The following is a 22443-nucleotide window of genomic DNA, read 5'->3' on the forward strand; positions in this document are numbered from 1 at the left end:
CCGAAAGGTTGTGAGTTTGGCACAGATCGCACGCGCCTAGAAAGCGGCTGAGAACAGTTCGCTTCTGGCCTGCGAAGCAGTCGGTCACATCGGGATCATCGGCGGTGTTGGCGTTGGCCGCACTTGGTTATAATCGCCCGCTTGCTGACAAGCCAAACCCTGGCCCGTCCGGGCCTGATTAGGAACGCGCATGTTCGAAAACCTTACAGATCGCCTCTCGCAAACGCTGCGCCACGTCACCGGCAAGGCCAAGCTGACCGAGGACAACATCAAGGACACGCTCCGCGAAGTGCGGATGGCCCTGCTGGAAGCCGACGTGGCCCTGCCGGTGGTCAAGGACTTCGTCGCCAAGATCAAGGATCGCGCGGTCGGCACCGAAGTTTCCAAGAGCCTGACCCCGGGTCAGGCCTTCGTGAAGATCGTCCAGGCCGAACTGGTCGAGCTGATGGGCGCGGCCAACGAGGACCTCGACCTCAACACAGCCCCGCCGGCGGTCATCCTGATGGCCGGCCTGCAGGGCGCGGGCAAGACCACCACCGCCGGCAAGCTGGCGCGCTTCCTTAAAGAGCGCAAGAAGAAGTCCGTGCTGCTGGTATCTGCCGACGTCTACCGCCCGGCAGCGATCAAGCAGCTGGAAACCCTGGCCAACGACCTGGACGTGACGTTCTTCCCGTCCGACACCAGCCAGAAGCCGGTCGCCATCGCCGAAGCGGCGATCCGCGAGGCCAAGCTGAAGTTCATCGACGTCGTAATCGTCGACACCGCCGGCCGTCTGCACATCGACGCCGACATGATGGACGAGATCAAACAGGTCCACGCGGCGATCAAGCCGGTGGAAACCCTGTTCGTGGTCGACGCCATGACCGGCCAGGACGCCGCCAACACCGCCAAGGCCTTCAATGACGCGCTGCCGCTGACCGGCGTGGTGCTGACCAAGGTCGACGGCGACGCACGTGGCGGTGCCGCGCTGTCCGTACGCGCCATCACCGGCAAGCCGATCAAGTTCCTCGGCATGGGCGAGAAGAGCGAAGCGCTCGATCCGTTCCACCCCGACCGCGTGGCCTCGCGCATTCTCGGCATGGGTGACGTGCTCAGCCTGATCGAGCAGGCCGAGCAGAGCATGGACCGCGAGAAGGCCGAGAAGCTCGCGAAGAAGATCAAGAAGGGCAAGGGTTTCGACCTGGAAGACTTCCGCGATCAGCTGCAACAGATGAAGAACATGGGCGGCCTGGGCAGCCTCATGGACAAGCTGCCGATGCTGGGCGGCGTCAACCTGTCGCAGATGGGCAACGCGCAGAACGCGGCGGAGAAGCAGTTCAAGCAGATGGAGGCGATCATCAACTCCATGACCCCCGCCGAGCGCCGCGATCCGGAAGTGATCAGTGGTTCGCGCAAGCGCCGCATCGCCATGGGTTCGGGTACCCAGGTGCAGGACGTTGGTCGCCTCATCAAGCAGCACAAGCAGATGCAGAAGATGATGAAGAAGGTCACCGCCAAGGGCGGCATGGCCAAGATGATGCGCGGCATGGGGAGCATGTTCCCCGGCGGCATGCCCAAGATGTAAGCCCGGACGGCTCGCCGCCCGGCGGGCAGGACGCGCTGCGGCTTGCGGCGCGGGGCTTTAGCTCATAGAATATGCGGCCTTTCGGGCTATGTGCCCGAGGGCTGCATTTATTTTTTGCAAGCAAACCATAGGAACAACGTACGCATGGTAACCATTCGTCTGGCTCGTGGCGGCTCCAAGAAGCGCCCGTTCTATCACCTGACCGTGACCAACAGCCGCAACGCTCGTGACGGCCGTTTCGTCGAGCGCGTCGGCTTCTTCAACCCTGTCGCCACTGGCGCCGAAGTCAAGTTCTCGGTCAACCAGGAGCGTCTGAACTACTGGCTGAGCCAAGGCGCTCAACCGTCTGAGCGTGTTGCTCAGCTGATCAAGGAAGCCGCCAAGGCTGCCTGAGATCGATGAACACGAATCCTGCTCCCGCCGAGGAGATGGTTGTTCTCGGCAAGATCGTATCGGTGCACGGTATTCGTGGTGAGGTGAGGGTGTATTCCTTTACTGATCCGTTGGACAACCTGCTGGACTATCGCCGCTGGACGCTCAAGCGTGGCAACGAAGTTCGACAGGCTGAACTGGTCCAAGGTCGCGTGCAGGGCAATGTCCTGGTCGCGAAGCTGAAGGGACTGGATGATCGCGAGATCGCCCGCACCTTCGCTGAATTCGAAATCCTGGTCCCGCGCAGCGAGCTGCCGGTGCTGGACGATGGCGAGTTCTACTGGAGCCAGTTGGAAGGTCTCAAGGTGATCGACCAGAACGGGCAACTGTTCGGGATTCTCGACCACATGCTGGAGACCGGCGCCAACGATGTGATGGTAGTCAAGCCCTGCGCAGGCAGCCTGGACGACCGTGAACGCCTGCTCCCGTATACGGATCAGTGCGTGCAAGCGGTGGACCTGGAAGCCGGCGAGATGCGGGTGGACTGGGACGCGGACTTCTAAGCCATGTGGATGAGAGCCCTCAGCCGATGTGGATAGGAGTCATCAGCATCTTTCCGGAGATGTTTCGCGCCATCAGCGACTATGGCATCACGAGTCGCGCGGTCAAGCAGGAGCTGATTCAGCTTCAGTGCTTCAACCCGCGAAGCAACACCGAGGACCGTCACCAGACGGTGGACGACCGGCCTTTCGGCGGTGGTCCCGGCATGGTGATGAAAATCAAGCCGCTCGAAGGCGCCCTGGGCGATGCCCGGCAAGCCGCAGGCGGACCGGTGAAGGTGATCTACCTTTCGCCGCAAGGTCGCAAGCTCACGCAGGCGGCTGTGAAAGAACTGGCGAACGAGGAACGACTGATCCTGATCGCCGGGCGTTACGAAGGCATCGACGAGCGCTTCATTGAAGAGCATGTCGATGAGGAATGGTCAGTTGGCGATTATGTCCTGTCCGGGGGTGAGCTTCCGGCCATGGTGCTGATTGACGCGGTCACGCGGTTGTTGCCCGGTGCATTGGGCCACGTGGACTCCGCCGAGGAGGACTCCTTCACGGATGGCCTGCTCGACTGTCCGCACTACACCCGACCTGAGGTGTACGCAGACAAACGTGTTCCTGAGGTGCTGCTCAGCGGCAACCACGAACACATCCGGCGCTGGCGTTTGCAGCAGTCCTTAGGCAGGACCTGGGAACGACGTGCCGATCTTCTGGATTGCCGCTCGCTTTCTGGAGAAGAGAAAAAGCTGCTGGAGGAATACATCCGCCAGCGGAACGATAGTTAACGTATCGATGGCGAGCGCCGAGCGCTTGTCTTAGGAGCACGAAATGACCAACAAGATCATTCAGCAGATCGAAGCTGAACAGATGAGCAAAGAGATTCCGGCGTTCGCCCCCGGCGACACCGTAATCGTCCAGGTTAAAGTGAAGGAAGGCGACCGTCAGCGTCTGCAGGCCTTCGAAGGCGTCGTGATCGGCAAGCGTAACCGCGGCCTGAACAGCGCTTTCACCGTTCGCAAGATCTCCAACGGCGTAGGCGTTGAGCGTACCTTCCAGACCTACAGCCCGCTGGTTGACAGCATCTCCGTCAAGCGTCGCGGCGACGTGCGCAAGGCCAAGCTGTACTACCTCCGCGAACTGTCCGGCAAGGCAGCTCGTATCAAGGAAAAACTGGCCTAATTCGCCGGTTGTTCCCGAAAAAAGCAGCCCACGGGCTGCTTTTTTCTTGCCTGGCGTTTTTGACCTTTGGTCCGGCGCCTTCATCTGCCCCGGCAGCGCATTAGAAGTACAACACCCGCAGCACCGGCAGCCACACTCTTTGCACCAGGTAGCAGTGGCATGAGCCCCAGAGAGCAAGAAGTCCTCCGTCGCACGGAGCTGTCCGAAACCCGCGTGACCAAGGCGATTTTCCCGCCCACCACCAACCACCACAACACCCTGTTCGGCGGCACAGCGCTGGCCTGGATGGACGAGGTGTCGTTCATCGCCGCGACGCGCTTCTGTCGTCTGCCGCTGGTGACGGTGTCCACCGACCGAATCGACTTCAAGCACCCGATTCCTGCCGGTTCCATCGTCGAGCTGATCGGTCGCGTGGTGAAAGTCGGCAATACCAGCCTCAAGGTCGAGGTGGAAGTGTTCGTCGAGAGCATGGCAGCCGATGGCCGTGAGAAGGCCATCCACGGTCTGTTCAGCTTCGTCGCCATCGACGACGAGAAGCGCCCGGTGCCGGTCCTGCCCGGATTCGAGGCCTGAAATGCAAGAAGGCGCCCAAGGGCGCCTTCTTTCGTTTGAATTGTAGGAGCGAGCTTGCTCGCGAACAGTTTTGCCGGTCACATCGGTGTTGGGCGGTTCGCGAGCAAGCTCGCTCCTACAGATATCCATCCATCGATTTAGTGGCGCAGGCTGATTTTCAGCGAGGCCTGGGACAGATCGATGTTCTGCAGGCTCAGACTGCCCATGCTCTGGGTCTTCGGCGCGCCGGCGACGCGGATGTTGTCGAAGCGCACCTCGCCGATGGAGCTGGGCAGGCGCACGTTGATCGAGCCGTCCGGGTTCAGTGACGAGGAGGCATGCTGGGTGTCGTATTGCACGTCACGCAGCGAGGTCTCGGCATCCAGGCTGTCGACCACCGGCATCACCAGCCGAGACAGTTGTTTGATGGCACCGACGCCATCGCCACTTTCGGCACTGACCAGCAGGCTCTGCAGGGTATCGTCGAAGCCCTGGGCGCTGACATCGCTCATCTCGCGGTCGCTCAGTGGCTTCAGCCCCTTGGGCGCTTCGTGGCGGGTGATGCTGGTGGGGGCCTGGCGCTGTACATCGGCGCTGGCCAGTTGGAACGGGCTGAGCAGGGCGGCGACCAGCGTCGCGGCGAGGCGCAGGTTGTTCTGCTTCTTCAGCGCGCGGCCGAGCTGACGCTCGCTGATCCAGCCTTGCTGGATGAGGGTTTCACCCAGGCGCAGTCCGTTGGTGAGCTGGAGCTGGATGGCCTTATCCAGCTGTTGGGAGGTGATCAGACCCTTGCTGACAAGGATCTGACCGAGACGGGAGTTCTGTTGACTGGGCATGGCGTGAGCTTCGTGGGGCGCTATGATGGCGTGGTGCAATCATCGTCCTTCAGAAATTTCCTGTCACCAGCCTAAAGATAGGCAGACACCGCCGATCGTCAGGTTGTTTCGGCCCGCCCCGTTTCGTTTGCCCCCGCAGGGTTTCCGCTCGCTTCCTCGATCAGCGAAATCACCGTCCAGCCAGTGTCTGGTGCCAGCGGGCGCTCCGGGCTGGCAATGTGCAGTCGGCCATTCGGGTTCTTGGCGAACAGCAGCAGCGCGCGCTTATCGTGCTGGGTCTGGTAATCCTCCCAGCCGAAATTCTCGCTGAGCAAGGTCGAACGAATCTCCGCTCCGCGTGCGATCAGGCCGGCGATCTGTGGGTAGGTGATCGCCGATTGTCCCAGCGGGCGGCCGCGGTGGCGGTCGCTGACGCGGTGCTTCTCGCTGCGTCGGCTGTCCTGGCTGCTGGGCAGGATGAAGCGCTGGCGCGGGTTGAACTCGTGGCGGAAGCTCATGCACATCAGTGCATTCAGTTCAGCGTTGGGCGACAGGGCCAGCAGGTGCCCCAGGCCGATCAGGTCCAGGTGCGCCTCAGCGTGCTGCGAGGCCGGGTTGCCGAAGTAGGTGGGCAGGTTGTCCATGCGCGCCGCGCGGGTGTTCTCCCAGCTCGAGTCGGTGAGCAGCACCTTCACCCCTGCGTGCTGCAGGCCGGCGCCAATGGCGCGGGCCACTGGGTTCGCACCGATGATCAGGAAGCCGGTGGGTACCGGCTCGGCGACTTTCAGCAGGCGAGCCAGGGGGCGTGCGGTGGCGCTCTGCAGGATCACCGTGCCGATGATCACCAGGAAGGTCAGCGGCACCAGCACGCCAGCCTGGGCGTGGCCTGCTTCCTGCAGACGAATGGCGAAGATTGCCGAGACTGCTGCGGCGACGATGCCGCGCGGGGCGATCCAGCTCAGTAGCGCTCGCTCGCGCCAGTTCAGCGACGAGCCGACAGTCGCAATCAGCACGTTCAAGGGGCGGGCGACGAACTGGATCAGCGCCAGCACCAGCAGCGCGATCGGCCCCAGCCCCAGCAGAGCCGGCAGATCCAGCCGAGCGGCGAGCAGCACGAACAGACCGGAAATCAGCAGGACGCTGAGGTTCTCCTTGAAGTGCAGGATGTGCCTCACGTCGACGCCTTTCATGTTGGCCAGGCGCAGGCCCATTACTGTCACCGCCAGCAGCCCCGATTCGGACATCACCGAATTGGACAGGACGAAGACGCCCAGCACCACGGAGAGCGATGCGAGGTTGTGCAGGTAATCCGGCAGCCAGTGGCGGCGCAGCGCCACGCCCAGGGCCTGTCCGCCAATCAGCCCGGCGACGATGCCGGTGCCGATAACGCTGATGAAGGTCAGCAGGCTGTCCACCCAGCCTGAGCCGATGTCGCTGGCGGCGATGAAGGTGTACACCACCACGGCGAGGATGGCGCCGATGGGGTCGATGACGATGCCTTCCCAGCGCAGGATGTTGGCGATGGTCGCGTTGGGGCGAACCACACGTAGCATCGGCACTATCACCGTGGGGCCGGTGACTAGCGTCAGGGTGCCGAACAGCAGCGCCATTTCCCAGGTGAAGTCCAGCAGGTAGTGCGTAGCCAGGGCGATCACGCCCCAGGTGATCAGTGCGCCGATGGTGACCATCCGCCGGACCACGGTGCCGATTTCCTTCCATTCGTCCAGGTGCAGCGTGAGGCTGCCTTCGAACAGCACCAGCGCCACCGCCAGTGACACCAGGGGAAACAGCAGCGGGCCGAACAGTGCCTCGGGTGTCAGTACGTGGAGGATCGGCCCCATCAGGATGCCGCTCAGCAGCAGGAACAGGATCGCCGGCAGGCGCAGGCGCCAGGCCAGCCACTGGCTGGCTAGGGAGGCGGCGCCAATGCCGGCGAGAGCGTAATAGGTGCTGTGTTCATCCATGGAGCGGCGAAGTCCTTCGACAGAGTGGAGAGGGGAGTGGCGGATATGAAAGACTATCTCCGCCACATTGTCCTTCGCCATGGCCCCCATGACCCCGGTTCCACATTTTCTAATCGATCGCTTCCTCGATGCCCTCTGGCTGGAAAAAGGCCTGTCCGACAACACTCGCAGTGCCTATGGCAGCGATCTCGCGCTGTTCAACGGATGGCTGGGCGAGCGCGGCGTTGCGCTGGAGTCCGCCGGGCGCGACGTGATTCTCGACCACCTGGCCTGGCGCCTGGGCGAGGGCTACAAAGCTCGCTCGACGGCGCGCTTCCTCTCCGGGCTGCGTGGTTTTTACCGCTACTGCCTGCGCGAGGGACTGATTGCCGAAGACCCGACGCTGCTGGTGGATTTGCCTCAATTGGGTAAGCCGCTGCCCAAATCCCTCTCAGAAGCGGACGTTGAGGCCTTGTTGGCGGCGCCGGAGACCGACGATCCGCTGGGGCTGCGCGACCGCACCATGCTGGAGGTCCTCTATGCCTGCGGACTGCGCGTGAGCGAACTGGTCGGGTTGACCCTGGAGCAGGTGAACCTGCGCCAGGGCGTGGTGCGCGTGCTCGGCAAGGGCAGCAAGGAGCGCCTGGTGCCGCTAGGCGAGGAGGCGATCCGCTGGATCGAGCGCTACGTGCGCGAGGCGCGCGGTGACCTGTTGGCTGGCCGACCCAGCGACGTGCTGTTCCCCAGCCTGCGTGGCGAGCAGATGACCCGCCAGACCTTCTGGCACCGCATCAAACTGCACGCGAAGGTGGCCGGCATTGGCAAGAGCCTGTCGCCGCACACCCTGCGCCATGCCTTTGCCACCCATCTGCTCAACCACGGCGCCGATCTGCGCGTGGTACAGATGCTGCTGGGGCATAGCGATCTCTCTACCACGCAGATCTACACGCATATCGCCCGTGCGCGGCTGCAGGACCTGCATGCGCAGCATCACCCCCGCGGGTGAGCTTCGCTGCGCCGCTAGACATCCTTCGAATTGTGCGGCTTCACGCCAGTGTTCAGCGTGAACTTGTAGGCGCGAGCTTGCTCGCGAACCGGCCAGGGCGACGAGGCATCAAGCGCTTCGCGAGCAAGCTCGCTCCTACAGAAAAGCCACGGAAGCAGGAAAATACCTGGAAGCTTCCGGCTACAGCCTTTGGCTCGGTCTTGCCGCCCCGGTGTGGTAGTCTTCGCCGACCGACATCAGGAGTTTTCCATGCGTTTGTCTCGACTTCTGGCTGCCGCGGCCCTTGGCCTCGTCAGCACCCTTGCCCTGGCCGCCGAGCCGGACCAGGCAATCCGCACCACCCTGCAGTCCCTGCAGCCTGACCTGCCCATCGAGAACATCTCCAAGGGTCCCCTGGAAGGCATCTACCAGGTGCAGCTCAAGGGCGGTCGCATCCTTTATGCCAGCGCCGATGGCCAGTTCGTCGTACAGGGCAATATCTACCAGGTGAAGGACGGCAAGCCGACCAACCTGACCGAGAAGGCCGAGAGCGCCGGCGTGGCCAAGACCATCAACGCCATTCCCGCCAAGGACATGGTGGTGTTCCCCGCCAAGGGCGAGACCAAGGCGCACATTACCGTCTTCACCGACACCACCTGTCCGTATTGCCAGAAGATGCACGCCGAGGTGCCGGAGCTGCAGAAGCGCGGCATCGAAGTACGCTACCTGGCCTTCCCGCGCCAGGGCCCGAACTCGCCGGGTGACCAGCAGCTGCAGGCTGTATGGTGCTCCAAGGACCGCCAGGCCGCGATGACCGACATGTTCCATGAGAAGGAAGTGAAGGCCGCCAAGTGCGAAAATCCGGTGGATGCGCAGTTCGCCCTGGGCCAGATGGTCGGCGTGCAAGGCACCCCGGCAGTGATCCTCGCCGACGGCACCATGCTGCCGGGCTACCAGCCGGCCGGCCAGATCGCCAAGCTGGCCCTGGAAGCCAAGTAAGCCGCGGCTTGCGCTCTGATTGACTAATACGGAACCGCTTCGTAATGTTCGGTTCCTTTTGACTAGGGAACAGGCACCTGGCCTGTTCTGACTTGGTGCCTGCTGCCGTGCCCGCCTCGTTGCGGGCATCGGCGCGTCAGGTGCCCCGATGCTGTAATCATGGGGAGTTTCAGCGTGAATCCGGTGAAAGTGGGAATCTGTGGGTTGGGGACCGTCGGTGGCGGTACCTTCAATGTACTCAAACGCAACGCCGAGGAGATTGCCCGCCGTGCCGGGCGTGGTATCGAGGTTGCGCAGATTGCCGCCCGTCGCCCCAATCCGAAGTGTGAAACCGGCAGTACCCCCATTACTGCCGACATCTTCGACGTGGCGAACAACCCGGAAATCGACGTCGTCATCGAACTGATCGGTGGTTACACCCTGGCCCACGAACTGGTGCTCAAGGCCATCGAGAATGGCAAGCACGTGGTCACCGCCAACAAGGCGCTGATCGCCGTGCATGGCAACGAAATCTTCGCCAAGGCCCGCGAGAAGGGCGTCATCGTTGCCTTCGAAGCCGCCGTGGCTGGTGGCATCCCGGTGATCAAGGCGATCCGCGAGGGGCTGGCCGCCAACCGCATCAACTGGCTGGCCGGCATCATCAACGGCACCGGCAACTTCATCCTCACCGAAATGCGTGAGAAGGGCCGCGCCTTCGCCGACGTGCTGAAGGAAGCCCAGGCGCTTGGCTACGCCGAAGCCGATCCGACCTTCGACGTCGAAGGCATCGATGCTGCGCACAAGCTGACCATCCTGGCGTCCATCGCCTTCGGCATCCCGCTGCAATTCGACAAGGCGTACACCGAAGGCATCACCCAGCTGACCACCGCCGACGTGAACTACGCCGAGGCGCTGGGCTACCGCATCAAGCACCTGGGCGTCGCCCGCCGTACCGACAAGGGTATCGAGCTGCGCGTTCACCCGACCCTGATCCCGGCCGACCGCCTGATCGCCAACGTGAACGGCGTGATGAATGCGGTCATGGTCAACGGCGATGCCGCCGGCTCCACGCTGTTCTATGGCGCGGGCGCCGGTATGGAGCCCACCGCTTCCTCGGTGGTCGCCGACCTGGTGGACGTGGTTCGCGCCATGACCGCCGACCCGGAGAACCGCGTGCCGCACCTGGCCTTCCAGCCGGACTCGCTCTCCGACCACCCGATCCTGCCGATCGACGCCTGTGAAAGCGCCTACTACCTGCGCATCCAGGCCAAGGACCATCCGGGCGTACTGGCCCAGGTGGCGACCATCCTCTCCGAGCGCGGCATCAACATCGAATCGATCATGCAGATGGAAGTCGAAGAGCATGACGGTCTGGTGCCGATGATCCTGGTTACCCACCGCGTGCTCGAATCCCGCATCATCGAAGCCATCGCCGCGCTGGAAGCGCTGGATGACGTCGTCGGCAATGTCGTACGCATCCGCGTCGAACAACTGAACTGAATCGACTGCGGCGGCGCCTGCGCGCTGCCGCCAACCCGAAGGTTTCACTCCATGCGTTACATCAGTACCCGCGGCCAGGCGCCCGCGCTGAACTTCGAAGACGTGCTGCTGGCTGGCCTGGCCAGCGACGGCGGCCTCTACGTGCCGGAAAACCTGCCGCGCTTCACCGTCGAGGAGATCGCCTCCTGGGCCGGCCTGCCGTACCACGAGCTGGCCTTCCGCGTGATGCGCCCGTTCGTTGCCGGCAGCATCGCCGACGCCGATTTCAAGAAGATCCTCGAAGAGACCTACGGTGTCTTCGCTCACAACGCCGTGGCGCCGCTGCGCCAGCTCAATGGCAATGAGTGGGTGCTCGAGCTGTTCCACGGCCCGACCCTGGCCTTCAAGGACTTCGCCCTGCAACTGCTCGGCCGCCTACTCGACCACGTGCTGACCAAGCGCGGCGAGCGCGTGGTGATCATGGGCGCCACCTCCGGCGACACCGGTTCGGCCGCCATCGAAGGCTGCAAGGCCTGCGAGAACGTCGACATCTTCATCATGCACCCGCACAACCGTGTGTCCGAGGTGCAGCGCCGGCAGATGACCACCATCCTGGGCGAAAACATCCACAACATCGCCATCGAAGGCAACTTCGACGACTGCCAGGAAATGGTCAAGGCCAGCTTTGCTGACCAGGGTTTCCTCAAAGGCACCCGTCTGGTGGCGGTGAACTCGATCAACTGGGCGCGGATCATGGCCCAGATCGTCTACTACTTCCACGCTGCCCTGCAGCTCGGCGCACCGGCCCGGTCCGTGGCCTTCTCGGTGCCCACCGGCAACTTCGGCGACATCTTCGCCGGCTACCTGGCGCGCAACATGGGCCTGCCGGTCAGCCAGCTGATCGTCGCGACCAACCGCAACGACATCCTGCATCGCTTCATGTCCGGCAACCGCTACGACAAGGACACCCTGCACGCGTCGCTGTCGCCGTCCATGGACATCATGGTCTCGTCCAACTTCGAGCGCCTGCTGTTCGACCTGCACGGCCGCAACGGCAAGGCCGTCGCCGAGCTGATGGACAACTTCAAGGCCACCGGCAAGCTGGCCGTCGAGGATGACCGCTGGACCGAAGCCCGCCGTCTGTTCGATTCGCTGGCGGTAAGCGACGAGGAAACCTGCGAGACCATCGCCCAGGTCTTCGCCGAGTCCGGCGAACTGCTGGACCCGCACACCGCCATCGGCGTACGCGCCGCTCGCGAGTGCCGTCGCAGCCTGGCGGTGCCCATGGTCACCCTGGGCACCGCGCATCCGGTCAAATTCCCGGAAGCGGTGGAGAAGGCCGGCATCGAGGTTGTTCCGGCACTGCCGGCGCACCTGACCGACCTGTTCCAGCGCGAAGAGCGTTGCACCGTTCTGCCGAACGAACTGGCCAAGGTCCAGGCCTTCGTCAGCGCCCACGGCAACCGCGGCAAGCCGCTCTAAAACGCGGCTCGCTGTTTGAAAAAGCCCGCCAATCGGCGGGCTTTTTCATGCCCGCATGAATGGGCCGTGAAACATGCCGTCATGACCAACGGTACTGAAACTCACGAACTTTATCGCCGAACGTGCGGTCTTCTTCCTGTGTTTTTTCATTTCGCAACAAGGAGATACGACATGGACCGGCTAAGCGCCCTGCTGACCGAGACCTTCGCTCCCTACGCTCCCTCCCTGGGCCCGGCACGCCCCGACGGCGGCCGAATTCTGACCCTCACCAACGACGAAGGAGACGTGGTACTGCGGCGAGTCATCGAGGGCCAGCATCTGGCCGACCATGACCAGAGTGCAGAAGCGGTGCAGACCATTCGCCGCGACCTGCTGATCTCCGAAGGTCGAATGGAGGACGACGTGGTCTCCCAATTGCGCCAGCGAGCGCAGGTGCTGAGCTACGGCACCTGAGCGCGAGTAAACGAAAACGCCGCCCACTGGGCGGCGTTTTGGTTTCTGCATTTCAGAGCTTGCCCAGGTATTTGAGTCGGGAACGGATGGCGCCGCCGGAGCGCCCGTGCTCGCGGGTAATGGCTGCCAATGTCTCGCCAGCCTCGAAGCGCTCCAGCAAGGCATCTCTTCTGCTTGCTGCCAGGGGCTGCCGCCCTGTTGCGGCAATATGCGCGGCTTGGTCGGCAGGACCTCAATCGCACGGATGGCGTGGAAAAGGGCGCGGATCAGTTCCGATGTGTGGCAGGGATTCGGTGTGCTAGTCGGCATTCATGGCGGCTCTCCTGGTTTGGTCTGCAGATGCTTGGCGCGCGCTATGTGCTGTCTGTCGGCAGAGTCGGGAGAGGCGTAAGAAGCGGCGGAGGAGGGTGGGCTGACTGTAGGAGCGAGCTTGCTCGCGAATGGATTTATCGTCAGCGCCGCCGTTGGGGAGTGGTTCGCTAGCAAGCTCGCTCCTACAAAGGGCGTGCTCGTCCGTGCACAAGAAAAACGGCCCCGAAGGGCCGTTTTTCATCGCGCGAAAGGATCAGCCGCCGAGGTACGCGTCGCGCACCTTGGGGTTCACCAGCAGGTTGGCGCCGGTGTCCTGCATGACGATGCGACCGTTCTCCAGCACATAGCCGCGGTCGGCGAGCTTCAGCGCCTGGTTGGCGTTCTGCTCGACGAGGAAGACGGTCACGCCTTCCTGGCGCAGCTGTTCGACGATGTCGAAAATCTGCTGGATGATGATCGGCGCCAGGCCCAGCGACGGCTCGTCGAGCAGCAGCAGCTTGGGCTTGCTCATCAGCGCACGGCCGATGGCGAGCATCTGCTGTTCGCCGCCGGACATGGTGCCGCCGCGCTGGTTGAAGCGCTCCTTCAGGCGTGGGAAGAGCCCCAGGACCTTGTCCATCTGCTCCTGGTAGTCACCCTTGCTGGTGAAGAAGCCACCCATGGCGAGGTTCTCCTCCACGGTCAGGCGGGCGAACACGCGACGGCCTTCCGGCACGACGGCGATGCTCTTGCGCATGATCACCGAGGATTCCTTGCCGACCAGCTCTTCGCCCATATAGGTGATGCTGCCGGAGGAGGCGCGCGGGGAGCCGCACAGGGTCATCAGCAGGGTCGACTTGCCGGCGCCGTTGGCGCCGATCAGGGTGACGATCTCACCCTGCTGGACTTCCATGCTGACGTCGTGCAGCGCCTGGATCTTGCCGTAGAAGGTGGAAACCTTGTCGAACTTCAGCATGACTCAGGACTCCCCCAGATAGGCTTTGATCACATCCGGGTTGCCGCGGATTTCCTCCGGGGTGCCGTCCGCGAGCGGGGTACCCTGGTTGATCACGTAGATGTGGTCGGAAATGCTCATCACCAGCTTCATGTCGTGCTCGATGAGCAGGACGGTGACGCCGTGCTCGGAGCGCAGCATGGCGATCAGCGCCTTGAGGTCCTCGGTTTCCCGCGGGTTCAGGCCGGCCGCCGGCTCGTCCAGCATCAGCAGTTGCGGACGGGTCATCATGCAGCGGGCGATCTCCAGGCGGCGCTGCTGGCCGTAGGCGAGGGTGCCCGCCGGGCGGTTGGCGATGTCCTTGAGGTTGACGATTTCCAGCCAGTGCGAGGCGTAGTCCAGGGCCTCGGCTTCCGCGCGGCGGAAGGACGGGGTCTTGAGCAGCCCGGCGAGGAAGTTGGTGTTGATGTGCCGGTGTTGCGCCACCAGCAGGTTCTCCACCGCGGTCATCTCCTTGAACAGACGCACGTTCTGGAAGGTCCGCACCACGCCCTTGTGGGCGATCTTGTGACCCGGCAGGCCCTGGATGGGCTCGCCGCGCAGCAGGATCTCGCCACCGGTGGGCGCGTAGAAGCCGGTCAGGCAGTTGAACACGGTGGTCTTGCCGGCGCCGTTGGGGCCGATCATCGAGATCACCTGTTTTTCCTGGACCTTCAGGGCCACGTTGTTGACGGCCAGCAACCCGCCGAAGCGCATGGTGAGGCCGGCTACTTCAAGAATCGGTCGGCTCATTTGCGCAACTCCAGGTGCGGGCGCTGCATGGGCAGCAGCCCCTGCGGACGCCAGATCATCATCAGCACCATGAGGGCGCCGAACATCAGCATGCGGTACTCGCTGAACTCACGCATCAGTTCGGGCAGCAGGATCATCACCACGGCCGCCAGGATGACGCCGAGCTGGGAACCCATGCCACCCAGCACCACGATGGCGAGGATGATGGCCGATTCGATGAAGGTGAAAGACTCCGGAGTGACCAGGCCCTGGCGCGCGGCGAAGAAGCTGCCGGCGAAACCGGCGAAGCAGGCGCCGAGAGTGAACGCAGAGAGCTTGATCAGCGTCGGGTTCAGACCCAGTGCGCGGCAGGCGATCTCGTCTTCGCGCAGGGCTTCCCAGGCGCGGCCCAGGGGCATGCGCAGCAGACGGTTGATCACGAACAGCACCAGCAGCACCAGCAGCAGCGCAACCAGGTAGAGGAACACGACCTTGTAGTTCGAGTTGTAGGCGATGCCGAAGAACTCGTGGAAGGTCTGCATGCCCTCAGGAGCGCGGCGCTCGAAGGTCAGGCCGAACAGGGTCGGTTTCTCGATGTTGCTGATGCCGTTGGGGCCGCCGGTCAGCTCGGTCATGTTGCGCAGCAGGATGCGGATGATCTCGCCGAAGCCCAGGGTCACGATGGCGAGGTAGTCACCGCGCAATCGGAGCACCGGGAAGCCGAGGATGAAGCCGAAGAACGCGGCCATCAGACCGGCGATCGGCAGGCATACCCAGAAGCCCAGGCCGTAGTAGTGCGACAGCAGCGCGTAGCTGTAGGCGCCCACGGCGTAGAAGCCGACGTAGCCGAGGTCGAGCAGGCCAGCCAGGCCCACCACGATGTTCAGGCCCAGGCCCAGCAGGACGTAGATCAGGATCAGGGTGGCGATGTCCACCGCGCCGCGCGAGCCGAAGAACGGCCAGGCGAGGGCGACGAGAATCAGCACCATGATGATCTTGCGTTGCACGGAGGCGTGGGTCAGGCGTTCGGCCAGACGGGTATGCGGGTGCGACAAGGCTTGCTTCACGCTGCCGCCGAAGGCGAAGCGATCGCGCACCAGTTGCCAGACGAACATCAGCACGGCGCAGGCGGCGATGGTCCACAGGCGCGCGGGGCTGACGTTTTCCAGTTGCAGGCCGATGCCGATCACACTGAGCTTCACGCCCAGCACCGGGTAGGCCACGGCCATCACCAGCAGGGCGCTGAAGAAGGCGGTCTTGAGTTTCTGGCTCATACCTTTTCCACCTCCGGGCGACCGAGCAGGCCAGTGGGGCGGAAGAGCAGCACGAGCACCAGCAGGGTGAAGGCCACCACGTCCTTGTACTGGTCACCGAACACGTCGGCGCCGAAGGCTTCGGCAACACCCAGCACCAGCCCGCCGAGCATGGCGCCCGGAATGCTGCCGATGCCGCCCAGTACCGCGGCGGTGAACGCCTTGATGCCGGCGAGGAAGCCGATGTGCGGGTTGATCACGCCGTATTGCAGGCCCAGCAGCACCGCGGCCACGGCGGCCAGGGTGGCGCCGATGACGAAGGTCAGGGCGATGATGTTGTTGGTGTTGATGCCCAGCAGGTTGGCCATCTTCAGGTCCTCGGCGCAGGCGCGGCAGGCGCGGCCCAGGCGGGAACGGGAGATGAACATGGACAGGCCGTACATGGTCAGCAGGGTGACGATGAAGATCAGCACCTGCATGTACGAGATGGTCACGCCGGTCATTTCGTCGGCGCCGATCACGAAGTTGCCCGGCAGCAGGCTGGGAATTGCCTTGTCCTTGGAGTCCTGGGCGAGCAATACCTCGTTCTGGAGGAAGATCGACATGCCGATCGCAGAGATCAGCGGGATCAGCCGGTTGCTTCCGCGCAAGGGCCGATAGGCGATCCGTTCGATGCTGTAGCCGTACGCACTGGTGACGATGATGGCGGCGGCGAAGGTGCAGATGATGACGACAGGAAGACTCACGATTCCCATCATCGCCAGCCCCGTGATCACGATGAAGGCCACGTACGAGCCAATCATGTACACCTCGCCATGGGCGAAGTTGATCATGCCGATGATGCCGTAGACCATGGTGTAGCCGATGGCGATCAGGGCATAGGTGCTGCCGACGGTGAGGCCGTTGATCAGCTGTTGCAGGTAGTGATAGAGCTCAGGCATTACCTAACTCCTCGGGCGTCGCGTGAAGCGGCGCTTGTGGCGCGACGGACCCCCGGAATACTCGGATAAACAAAGCCCACTGCGGATGCAGTGGGCTTTGTGTGGCGGCGGGTGGCTTACTTGGCTTCGGTCTTGGTGCCGTCCTTGTGCCACTGGTAGACCACGAAGTTGAAGTTCTTCAGGTCGCCCTTCTCGTCGAAGGCCAGGTCACCGGTCGGGGTCGCGAAGGTGTTGGAGCGCAGAGCGGCGGCTACCTTGTCGGTGTCCTCGCTGCCGGCTTTCTTGATGCCTTCGGCGATGACCTGTACCGCGGCGTAGGCCGGGAACACGAACGGACCGCTCGGGTCTTCGTTCTTGGCCTTGAAGGCATCAACCAGCGCCTGGTTCTTCGGATCCTGGTCGAAGGATTTGGGCAGGGTCACGTACAGGCCTTCGGAAGCCGGGCCGGCGATGGCGGAGATTTCTTTGTTACCCACGCCTTCCGGGCCCATGAAGCCGACTTTCAGACCTTTCTCGGAAGCCTGGCGCAGGATCAGACCCAGCTCCGGGTGGTAACCGCCGTAGTAGACGAAGTCCACTTTCGCTTGCTTGAGCTTGGCGATCATCGCGGAGAAGTCCTTGTCGCCGGCGTTGATGCCTTCGAACAGGGCGACCTTGATGCCAGCGTCTTCCAGGGTCTTCTTCACGGCAGTGGCGATGCCTTCGCCGTACTGCTGCTTGTCGTGGATCACGGCCACGGTCTTGGGCTTGATGTGCTCGGCAATGAACTTGCCGGCGGTCGGGCCCTGCAGGCTGTCCAGACCGATGGTGCGGAAGATCAGCTTGTAGCCGCGGGAAGTGATGTCCGGGCTGGTGGAAGCGGCGGTGATCATCATCACGCCTTCGTCTTCGTAGATGTCCGAAGCCGGTTGAGTGGAGCTGGAGCACAGGTGGCCAACGACGAACTTGACGCCATCGTTGACGATCTTGTTGGCAACGGCCACGGCTTGTTTGGGATCGCAAGCGTCGTCGTAGACCACGCCTTCGAGTTGCTTGCCGTCGACGCCGCCAGCCTTGTTGATCTGCTCAATGGCCATCTTCGCGCCAATGAACTGCATCTCCCCATACTGGGCGACTGCGCCGGTCACCGGGCCGGCCAGAGCGATCTTGATGGTGTCCGCGGCCATGGAGAAGCTGGCAACGCCGGCCAGGGCCATGGCGGTGAACAGCTGGGAAAGACGCTGAGTACCCTTTTTCATAGTGCTCCACTCTTCTTGTGTTTTCGTTTTTGTAGTCCTGGTGGCCGAGGGGCTACCGGACCGGGATTGCCCCGGACAGGCCCACCGGCAACTGTACCGGTACAGTGTAGAGTGCCGCCTGACCGCTTGAAAAGCGGGGGGCGGCAGCCCATCCCTGGGCATGTCGCAAGATTGACACAAACGTACAGAAAAACGGCGCCTTCCGACTTTTCGCCGTGGGTTTTCCGCCACCATGGAAAACGCCGTCCGAACCTTGCCTGGCGCGGTCTCGGCGCTATCATGGCGCCGTTCGTTTACCAGGTGAGATTCATGACTGAACAAGCTAGCACCCTCTATGCCAAGTTGCTTGGCGAAACCGCGAAGATTTCCTGGCAGGAGCTCGCGCCCTTCTTCGCCCGTGGCAACCTGCTCAAGGTCGCGGGTTCTGCCGATCTGGTGGAGGTCGCAATGGGCGTGGCCGAGGACGACAGGGCGAAGGTGTCCGCCTGGCTGGCCAGTGGTGATCTGAGCAAGGTCGACGAGAAGCTGGCGCAGGACTTCCACGACCGCGACCCGGAGCTGTGGGCGGTGGTGATTGCCCCCTGGGTGCTGGTACAGGAAAGAGTTCGAAAAGAGTCCGTGCACTGACACAGGGCGATTTCCAATTCGCAAAGGCCGGCTAGACTGTCGGGATTCCATAGAAGGAGATTCGCCATGTTCGAACCGGGCCATCTGCATCTCCAGTCCCTACCGGGTCTGGGGCAGCAGGAGATCGACGCTCACATCAACTATGAAGTCCGCAAGGATGTGGAAAAAGGCACCATCGTTCACTTCGTCATGAAGGGCGAGATCGACGGCAATGCCTTCACCGAAGAATGGGACATGCCCAAGGAGCAGGCCTTCAACTTTGCCAGCGATGCCACTCGCATTGCGCAAAAGCATGGCCTGCATCCTCGGTTCGGCTCGATGGTGCGTAACCACAAGGAATACGACGCGATGTTCGAGGACATCCGCCAGAAGCTCGGCACCCAGCCTGGCGACCCGATCGACCTGGACAAGGTGATCCACGGCGATTCGTAAGGTCTGAATCCAATAAAGAGCCCGGCCAAGTGCCGGGCTTTTTATTGCCTGTGACGTCAACGCCGCCCTATGCAGGAGCGAGCTTGCTCGCGAACCCGCCTGACGCTTGTGCCACCGGTGAACGATTCGCGAGCAAGCTCGCTCCTACCGAGGGCTGGCGGTTAGTGACTCACCCAGCGCTGCCGCGCCCAGGCGCTCAGGCTGTCGACGCACAGCACCAGGAGCAGCATGGCGATGATCACCGTGGCGGCCTGGGCCTGTTGGAACAGGCTGAGGCTGAAATACAGCATCTGCCCCAGGCCGCCTGCGCCGACGAAGCCCAGCACGCTGGCCATGCGGATGTTGTTCTCCCAGCGATAGAGCATGTAGGCCACCAACTGCGGCCAGACCGCCGGGAGGGTGCCGTAGGCGAAAGCGGCAATGCGCCCGCCGCCAGCCAGGCGCACCGCCTCTGCCGGCGCGGTCGGGGTATTTTCCAGCGCCTCGGCGAACAATCGGCCGAGCACGCCGCCGGTATGCAGCGCCAGCGCGAGCGTGCCAGCGTTCGGGCCGAGCCCGGCGGCCAGCACCATCAGTGCGCCCCAGACCAGCTCCGGCACTGCGCGCAAGGCATTGAGCAGCAGTCGCGACAGGCTTTGCGCGATTCGCCCGAAGCGCCCGGCCGCCAGCAGCGCCAGTAGCATGCCCAATAGCGCCGCGAGCAGGGTGCCGATGGCGGACATCGCCAGCGTTTCCAGCGCGCCGTGGCCGACCGCGGTGAGATGCGTTGCGCTCAGGTCGGGTGAGAGGAAGTCGCGGCCGTAGTCGAGCATCTGGCCGAGGCCACGGGCGTCGAACAGCCCGCCGCTGTCCATGTCCAGATAGACGAACGACGCGCCGACGGCGAGCAGGATCAGCAGCAGCCAGCCCAGGCTGCGCAGCAGGCCGGTCATTCCAGCCTCCCGCGCAGGAAGCGGCTGAGCAGGTCGGCGCCGAGCACCAGCACCAGGAAGGTCAGCAGGATGCTCGCTACCTCGCCGCCGGCGAACATGCGCAGCGACAGGTCGATCTGCTGTCCGAGGCCGCCGGCGCCGACAAAGCCCATTACCACCGAGGCGCGGATCGCACACTCCCAGCGGTAGACGGTGTAGGAGATCAGTTCCGCGGCCGCCGAGGGCAGCACGCCGTAGGCGAAGGCCTGCAGCCGCGAGCTGCCGCCCAGCAGCAGGGCGCGGGTCGGACGCGGGTCCACCGATTCGAAGATTTCCGCGTAGACCTTGCCAAGCATGCCGCCATAGGTGATGGCGATGGCCAGCACACCGGCAGTGGGGCCCAGGCCCACGGCGCGGACGAAAAGCAGCGCCCAGACGATCTCCGGCACGCTGCGCAGCACGATCAGCAAGCCGCGTACCGGCCAGCGCAGTGCTCGCGCCCACCAGGCCGGCAGGCCGCCGCGGGGCAGGGCGGAGATCGACAGTGCACGGGTCGCCAGTAAAGCCGCCGGGAAGGCGATCAGCCACGCCAGGGCCATGCCGGCGGTGGCGATGGCCAGGGTTTCCAGGGTGGCGCGGCCGAGCAGGGCGAGGAATTCCTCGTCATGGGCCGGCGGCCAGAAGCCACCGAGGAAGTTGGCCATGGTTCGCGCGTTGTCACCGCTGAACAGGCCGACGATATCCAGCTCGGATAGGCGTAGCCCCGGCCACAGCAGGGCGAGGGCGAGCAGGGTGAGTAGCAGGCGTGGCAGCGCCGCCGGGTCGCGGGGCGGGGCCTTCGTGAGCGCGGGGTTCAGCATCGCGGAATCTGTACCACCAGCGGCTGGCCGACCGGCGCGGAGGCAGGCGCCTGGCCCAGCTGCTCATTGGCATACAGTGCGCGCAGGTCCTCGGGGCTGACGCTCTCCGTGGCCTTGTCAAAGGCGATGCGTCCATCGCGGATGCCGACAATGCGCGGGAAATGCTCCAGCGCCAGGTCCACGGCGTGCAGGCTGGCCAGCAGCGTTACGTTGCGGCTCTGCGCCTCGCGGGTGAGCACGCCGAGGGTATGGCCGGCCAGTACCGGGTCCATGGCCGAAACGGGTTCATCCGCCAGCAGCACTTCGGCTTGCTGGTACAAGGCACGGGCGATGCCGACGCGCTGCAGTTGGCCGCCGGAAAGCTGGTCGCAGCGCTCGAAGAGTTTGTCGCCCAGGTCCAGGCGTTGCAGCTCACTGCGGGCGCCAGCGCTGTCCAGCGGGTAGATCAGGCTCGCCAGGCTTTTGAGTAGCGGCCACTGGCCGAGGCGGCCGGCGAGTACGGCGGTGACTACGCGCTGGCGCGGCGGGAGAGGCGGCGCCTGGTGAATCAGCGCGATGCGGGCGCGCAGGTGCTGGCGCGCGCCGGCACTCAGAGCCCAGGGCTGGGCGTCGAGCAACTCGTAGCGCCCCGCCGAGGGTTGCAGGGAAGTTGCCAGGATGCGCAGCAGGGTCGTCTTGCCGGCGCCCGAAGGTCCGATGATCGCCACCCGCTCGCCGGCAGCGACGCTGAGGTCGATGCCGGCGAGCGAGCGCTGGCCGTTGGCGTGGATGTGCTCCACGCCGGTCAGTTTCAGGGTCACTTCAGCAGGCCGGCGGCGCGCGCCGATTCCTCGATGCCCTTGTAGTTCTCAGGCTGGGTTTCGATGAAGCGGCTGGCCGCCTGCAGGTCGAGGATTTCCTTGTCGTGCGGCTTGCTCGGGTCGAGGGCGAGGAAGGCTTTCTTGATCTTCTCGGCCAGGGCCGGATCGAGGTTGCCGCGCACGGTCCAGTTGTAGTCGTAGTAGGTCGGGGTGGTGGCGAAGACCTTCACCTTGTTGGTGTCGACCTTGCCGCTGTCCACCAGCTTCTGCCAGACGGAGGCGTTCAGCACACCGGCGTCGACCTTGCCGGCCTGGACCCAGGCCACAGTGGCGTCGTGGGCGCCGGAATAAGCGACGCGGGAGAAGAACTGCTCGGGCACCACGCCGTCCTTCTGCATGAAGTAGCGCGGCATCAGGCTGCCGGAAGTGGACGATACCGAACCGAAGGCGAAGGTCTTGCCCTTGAGGTCCTGGATCGATTTCACGTTCGGGTCGGCGGTGATGAATTTGCTGGTGAACTGCTGGTCCTGCTCGCGCTGTACCAGCGGGATGGCGTTGCCGGTCTTCAGGCGTGCCTGGACGAAGGTGAAGCCGCCCAGCCAGGCCATGTCCAGGCGATCCGAAGCCAGGGCTTCGACCACGCCCGCATAGTCGGAGACCGGGATGAACTTCACCGGCATGCCCAGTTGCTCTTCGAGGTAGGCGCCCAGGGGCTTGAACTTGCGCAGCAGCTCGGTCGGGGCTTCGTCGGGAATGGCGGAGACCTTGAGTTCCTTCGGTGTATCGGCGTGGGCGAAAACGGCGGACAGGGACAGAGCGAAACCGGCGGCGAGCGCCAGGGTGCGTTTGAGCATGGGGAGAGTTCTCCGGGTCAATGGCGGAAAAAACTCCGGGAGTATAGTGGCGTCGCGCCTGTTTGGCTGCCTTCCACTTCGTCGCGCCCGGTTCGGCAGGCAGGCGACGGCGCCTGTTAGAATGCCGGTCCCCGTACTTTCCCGCCCTTGTACCGGAGAT

The 22443-nt window shown here is 63.8% G+C and carries 24 protein-coding genes; 13 read left to right on the forward strand and 11 right to left on the reverse strand.

What is annotated here, in order from left to right:
* The first annotated feature begins 190 nt into the window (after positions 1-190).
* From ffh to AC2T4A_RS11720, 6 genes are all read left to right on the forward strand, one after another.
* Positions 191-1564, forward strand: a complete 1374-nt coding sequence (ffh, locus tag AC2T4A_RS11695) for a signal recognition particle protein (protein ID WP_486743374.1) — start codon at positions 191-193, stop codon at positions 1562-1564.
* 144 nt (positions 1565-1708) lie between these two features.
* A complete protein-coding gene (gene rpsP / locus AC2T4A_RS11700; protein ID WP_192291507.1) occupies positions 1709-1957 on the forward strand; it encodes a 30S ribosomal protein S16 in 249 nt (82 codons plus the stop codon).
* A gap of 5 nt (positions 1958-1962) precedes the next feature.
* The gene (gene rimM / locus AC2T4A_RS11705; RefSeq protein WP_486743375.1) at positions 1963-2499 is read left to right on the forward strand and encodes a ribosome maturation factor RimM; all 537 of its coding nucleotides are present in this window, start codon (positions 1963-1965) and stop codon (positions 2497-2499) included.
* Between the two features lie 26 nt (positions 2500-2525).
* The gene (gene trmD, locus AC2T4A_RS11710) at positions 2526-3269 is read left to right on the forward strand and encodes a tRNA (guanosine(37)-N1)-methyltransferase TrmD (protein ID WP_024766884.1); all 744 of its coding nucleotides are present in this window, start codon (positions 2526-2528) and stop codon (positions 3267-3269) included.
* 43 nt (positions 3270-3312) lie between these two features.
* A complete protein-coding gene (gene rplS / locus AC2T4A_RS11715; RefSeq protein WP_017522234.1) occupies positions 3313-3663 on the forward strand; it encodes a 50S ribosomal protein L19 in 351 nt (116 codons plus the stop codon).
* A gap of 159 nt (positions 3664-3822) precedes the next feature.
* Positions 3823-4236 carry an acyl-CoA thioesterase gene (locus tag AC2T4A_RS11720; protein ID WP_416744493.1) on the forward strand — a complete coding sequence of 138 codons (414 nt, stop codon included), beginning with the start codon at positions 3823-3825 and terminating at the stop codon, positions 4234-4236.
* Between the two features lie 137 nt (positions 4237-4373).
* Here the strand turns inward: AC2T4A_RS11720 and AC2T4A_RS11725 are convergent, their stop codons facing one another.
* Both AC2T4A_RS11725 and AC2T4A_RS11730 read right to left on the reverse strand, forming a co-directional pair.
* Entirely contained in the window at positions 4374-5051 is a 678-nt protein-coding gene (locus AC2T4A_RS11725) for a cyclic di-GMP-binding domain-containing protein, MshE-related (protein ID WP_416744491.1), read from the reverse strand.
* Positions 5052-5149: 98 nt separating this feature from the next.
* Complete coding sequence (locus AC2T4A_RS11730) at positions 5150-6994, reverse strand: cation:proton antiporter (protein WP_486743376.1); 1845 nt, start codon at positions 6992-6994, stop codon at positions 5150-5152.
* An 88-nt stretch (positions 6995-7082) separates the two neighbouring features.
* Between AC2T4A_RS11730 and xerD the strand changes: the two genes are divergently transcribed.
* The 5 genes from xerD to AC2T4A_RS11755 all read left to right on the forward strand — a co-directional run bounded on the left by xerD (position 7083) and on the right by AC2T4A_RS11755 (position 12350).
* On the forward strand, positions 7083-7979 hold the full coding sequence (gene xerD, locus AC2T4A_RS11735; protein ID WP_478378870.1) for a site-specific tyrosine recombinase XerD: 897 nt from the start codon (positions 7083-7085) through the stop codon (positions 7977-7979).
* Positions 7980-8228: 249 nt separating this feature from the next.
* Complete coding sequence (locus tag AC2T4A_RS11740; protein WP_416744485.1) at positions 8229-8957, forward strand: DsbC family protein; 729 nt, start codon at positions 8229-8231, stop codon at positions 8955-8957.
* A gap of 174 nt (positions 8958-9131) precedes the next feature.
* Positions 9132-10436 (forward strand): homoserine dehydrogenase, encoded by a 1305-nt coding sequence (locus AC2T4A_RS11745; protein ID WP_296285349.1) that lies wholly within the window; start codon positions 9132-9134, stop codon positions 10434-10436.
* 51 nt (positions 10437-10487) lie between these two features.
* A complete protein-coding gene (gene thrC / locus AC2T4A_RS11750; RefSeq protein WP_486743377.1) occupies positions 10488-11897 on the forward strand; it encodes a threonine synthase in 1410 nt (469 codons plus the stop codon).
* A 171-nt stretch (positions 11898-12068) separates the two neighbouring features.
* Positions 12069-12350 (forward strand): DUF3509 domain-containing protein, encoded by a 282-nt coding sequence (locus tag AC2T4A_RS11755; RefSeq protein ID WP_045210456.1) that lies wholly within the window; start codon positions 12069-12071, stop codon positions 12348-12350.
* 565 nt (positions 12351-12915) lie between these two features.
* Here AC2T4A_RS11755 and AC2T4A_RS11760 read toward each other — a convergent pair.
* From AC2T4A_RS11760 to AC2T4A_RS11780, 5 genes are all read right to left on the reverse strand, one after another.
* Positions 12916-13617: an ABC transporter ATP-binding protein gene (locus AC2T4A_RS11760; RefSeq protein WP_045210454.1), complete on the reverse strand. Its 702-nt coding sequence runs from the start codon at positions 13615-13617 to the stop codon at positions 12916-12918.
* Positions 13618-13620: 3 nt separating this feature from the next.
* Positions 13621-14388 carry a high-affinity branched-chain amino acid ABC transporter ATP-binding protein LivG gene (gene livG / locus AC2T4A_RS11765; protein ID WP_045210453.1) on the reverse strand — a complete coding sequence of 256 codons (768 nt, stop codon included), beginning with the start codon at positions 14386-14388 and terminating at the stop codon, positions 13621-13623.
* Entirely contained in the window at positions 14385-15641 is a 1257-nt protein-coding gene (locus AC2T4A_RS11770; protein WP_416744481.1) for a high-affinity branched-chain amino acid ABC transporter permease LivM, read from the reverse strand. The genes livG and AC2T4A_RS11770 overlap by 4 nt, the downstream gene beginning before the upstream one ends.
* Positions 15638-16561 carry a high-affinity branched-chain amino acid ABC transporter permease LivH gene (gene livH, locus AC2T4A_RS11775; protein WP_416744479.1) on the reverse strand — a complete coding sequence of 308 codons (924 nt, stop codon included), beginning with the start codon at positions 16559-16561 and terminating at the stop codon, positions 15638-15640. The genes AC2T4A_RS11770 and livH overlap by 4 nt, the downstream gene beginning before the upstream one ends.
* A 116-nt stretch (positions 16562-16677) precedes the next feature.
* Positions 16678-17799 carry a branched-chain amino acid ABC transporter substrate-binding protein gene (locus tag AC2T4A_RS11780; protein WP_045210450.1) on the reverse strand — a complete coding sequence of 374 codons (1122 nt, stop codon included), beginning with the start codon at positions 17797-17799 and terminating at the stop codon, positions 16678-16680.
* A gap of 309 nt (positions 17800-18108) precedes the next feature.
* Here AC2T4A_RS11780 and AC2T4A_RS11785 point away from each other — a divergent pair, with 309 nt between their 5' ends.
* Entirely contained in the window at positions 18109-18426 is a 318-nt protein-coding gene (locus tag AC2T4A_RS11785; RefSeq protein ID WP_486743378.1) for a DUF2288 domain-containing protein, read from the forward strand.
* Between the two features lie 66 nt (positions 18427-18492).
* A complete protein-coding gene (locus AC2T4A_RS11790) occupies positions 18493-18858 on the forward strand; it encodes a DUF5064 family protein (RefSeq protein WP_024766898.1) in 366 nt (121 codons plus the stop codon).
* 161 nt (positions 18859-19019) lie between these two features.
* On the opposite strand, the gene phnE is transcribed toward AC2T4A_RS11790, so the two are convergent.
* From phnE to AC2T4A_RS11810, 4 genes are read right to left on the reverse strand one after another with little or no spacing between them, the layout of a single operon-like run.
* Complete coding sequence (gene phnE, locus AC2T4A_RS11795; protein ID WP_486743379.1) at positions 19020-19790, reverse strand: phosphonate ABC transporter, permease protein PhnE; 771 nt, start codon at positions 19788-19790, stop codon at positions 19020-19022.
* The gene (locus AC2T4A_RS11800; protein WP_486743380.1) at positions 19787-20629 is read right to left on the reverse strand and encodes a PhnE/PtxC family ABC transporter permease; all 843 of its coding nucleotides are present in this window, start codon (positions 20627-20629) and stop codon (positions 19787-19789) included. The genes phnE and AC2T4A_RS11800 overlap by 4 nt, the downstream gene beginning before the upstream one ends.
* Entirely contained in the window at positions 20623-21429 is an 807-nt protein-coding gene (locus tag AC2T4A_RS11805; RefSeq protein WP_486743381.1) for a phosphonate ABC transporter ATP-binding protein, read from the reverse strand. The genes AC2T4A_RS11800 and AC2T4A_RS11805 overlap by 7 nt, the downstream gene beginning before the upstream one ends.
* Complete coding sequence (locus AC2T4A_RS11810) at positions 21426-22283, reverse strand: putative selenate ABC transporter substrate-binding protein (RefSeq protein WP_486743382.1); 858 nt, start codon at positions 22281-22283, stop codon at positions 21426-21428. The genes AC2T4A_RS11805 and AC2T4A_RS11810 overlap by 4 nt, the downstream gene beginning before the upstream one ends.
* Positions 22284-22443: the final 160 nt, after the last annotated feature.

The sequence above is a fragment of the Pseudomonas sp. PVC-3-1 genome, from assembly GCF_057444315.1.

What these genes read in the sequence shown, in the direction of transcription:
- ffh (WP_486743374.1), top strand. Translation starts at nt 191, where the DNA reads ATGTTCGAAAACCTTACAGATCGCCTCTCGCAAACGCTGCGCCACGTC.
- rpsP (WP_192291507.1), top strand. Translation starts at nt 1,709, where the DNA reads ATGGTAACCATTCGTCTGGCTCGTGGCGGCTCCAAGAAGCGCCCGTTC.
- rimM (WP_486743375.1), top strand. Translation starts at nt 1,963, where the DNA reads ATGAACACGAATCCTGCTCCCGCCGAGGAGATGGTTGTTCTCGGCAAG.
- trmD (WP_024766884.1), top strand. Translation starts at nt 2,526, where the DNA reads ATGTGGATAGGAGTCATCAGCATCTTTCCGGAGATGTTTCGCGCCATC.
- rplS (WP_017522234.1), top strand. Translation starts at nt 3,313, where the DNA reads ATGACCAACAAGATCATTCAGCAGATCGAAGCTGAACAGATGAGCAAA.
- AC2T4A_RS11720 (WP_416744493.1), top strand. Translation starts at nt 3,823, where the DNA reads ATGAGCCCCAGAGAGCAAGAAGTCCTCCGTCGCACGGAGCTGTCCGAA.
- AC2T4A_RS11725 (WP_416744491.1), bottom strand. Translation starts at nt 5,051, where the DNA reads ATGCCCAGTCAACAGAACTCCCGTCTCGGTCAGATCCTTGTCAGCAAG.
- AC2T4A_RS11730 (WP_486743376.1), bottom strand. Translation starts at nt 6,994, where the DNA reads ATGGATGAACACAGCACCTATTACGCTCTCGCCGGCATTGGCGCCGCC.
- xerD (WP_478378870.1), top strand. Translation starts at nt 7,083, where the DNA reads ATGACCCCGGTTCCACATTTTCTAATCGATCGCTTCCTCGATGCCCTC.
- AC2T4A_RS11740 (WP_416744485.1), top strand. Translation starts at nt 8,229, where the DNA reads ATGCGTTTGTCTCGACTTCTGGCTGCCGCGGCCCTTGGCCTCGTCAGC.
- thrC (WP_486743377.1), top strand. Translation starts at nt 10,488, where the DNA reads ATGCGTTACATCAGTACCCGCGGCCAGGCGCCCGCGCTGAACTTCGAA.
- AC2T4A_RS11755 (WP_045210456.1), top strand. Translation starts at nt 12,069, where the DNA reads ATGGACCGGCTAAGCGCCCTGCTGACCGAGACCTTCGCTCCCTACGCT.
- AC2T4A_RS11760 (WP_045210454.1), bottom strand. Translation starts at nt 13,617, where the DNA reads ATGCTGAAGTTCGACAAGGTTTCCACCTTCTACGGCAAGATCCAGGCG.
- livG (WP_045210453.1), bottom strand. Translation starts at nt 14,388, where the DNA reads ATGAGCCGACCGATTCTTGAAGTAGCCGGCCTCACCATGCGCTTCGGC.
- AC2T4A_RS11770 (WP_416744481.1), bottom strand. Translation starts at nt 15,641, where the DNA reads ATGAGCCAGAAACTCAAGACCGCCTTCTTCAGCGCCCTGCTGGTGATG.
- livH (WP_416744479.1), bottom strand. Translation starts at nt 16,561, where the DNA reads ATGCCTGAGCTCTATCACTACCTGCAACAGCTGATCAACGGCCTCACC.
- AC2T4A_RS11780 (WP_045210450.1), bottom strand. Translation starts at nt 17,799, where the DNA reads ATGAAAAAGGGTACTCAGCGTCTTTCCCAGCTGTTCACCGCCATGGCC.
- AC2T4A_RS11785 (WP_486743378.1), top strand. Translation starts at nt 18,109, where the DNA reads ATGACTGAACAAGCTAGCACCCTCTATGCCAAGTTGCTTGGCGAAACC.
- AC2T4A_RS11790 (WP_024766898.1), top strand. Translation starts at nt 18,493, where the DNA reads ATGTTCGAACCGGGCCATCTGCATCTCCAGTCCCTACCGGGTCTGGGG.
- phnE (WP_486743379.1), bottom strand. Translation starts at nt 19,790, where the DNA reads ATGACCGGCCTGCTGCGCAGCCTGGGCTGGCTGCTGCTGATCCTGCTC.
- AC2T4A_RS11800 (WP_486743380.1), bottom strand. Translation starts at nt 20,629, where the DNA reads ATGCTGAACCCCGCGCTCACGAAGGCCCCGCCCCGCGACCCGGCGGCG.
- AC2T4A_RS11810 (WP_486743382.1), bottom strand. Translation starts at nt 22,283, where the DNA reads ATGCTCAAACGCACCCTGGCGCTCGCCGCCGGTTTCGCTCTGTCCCTG.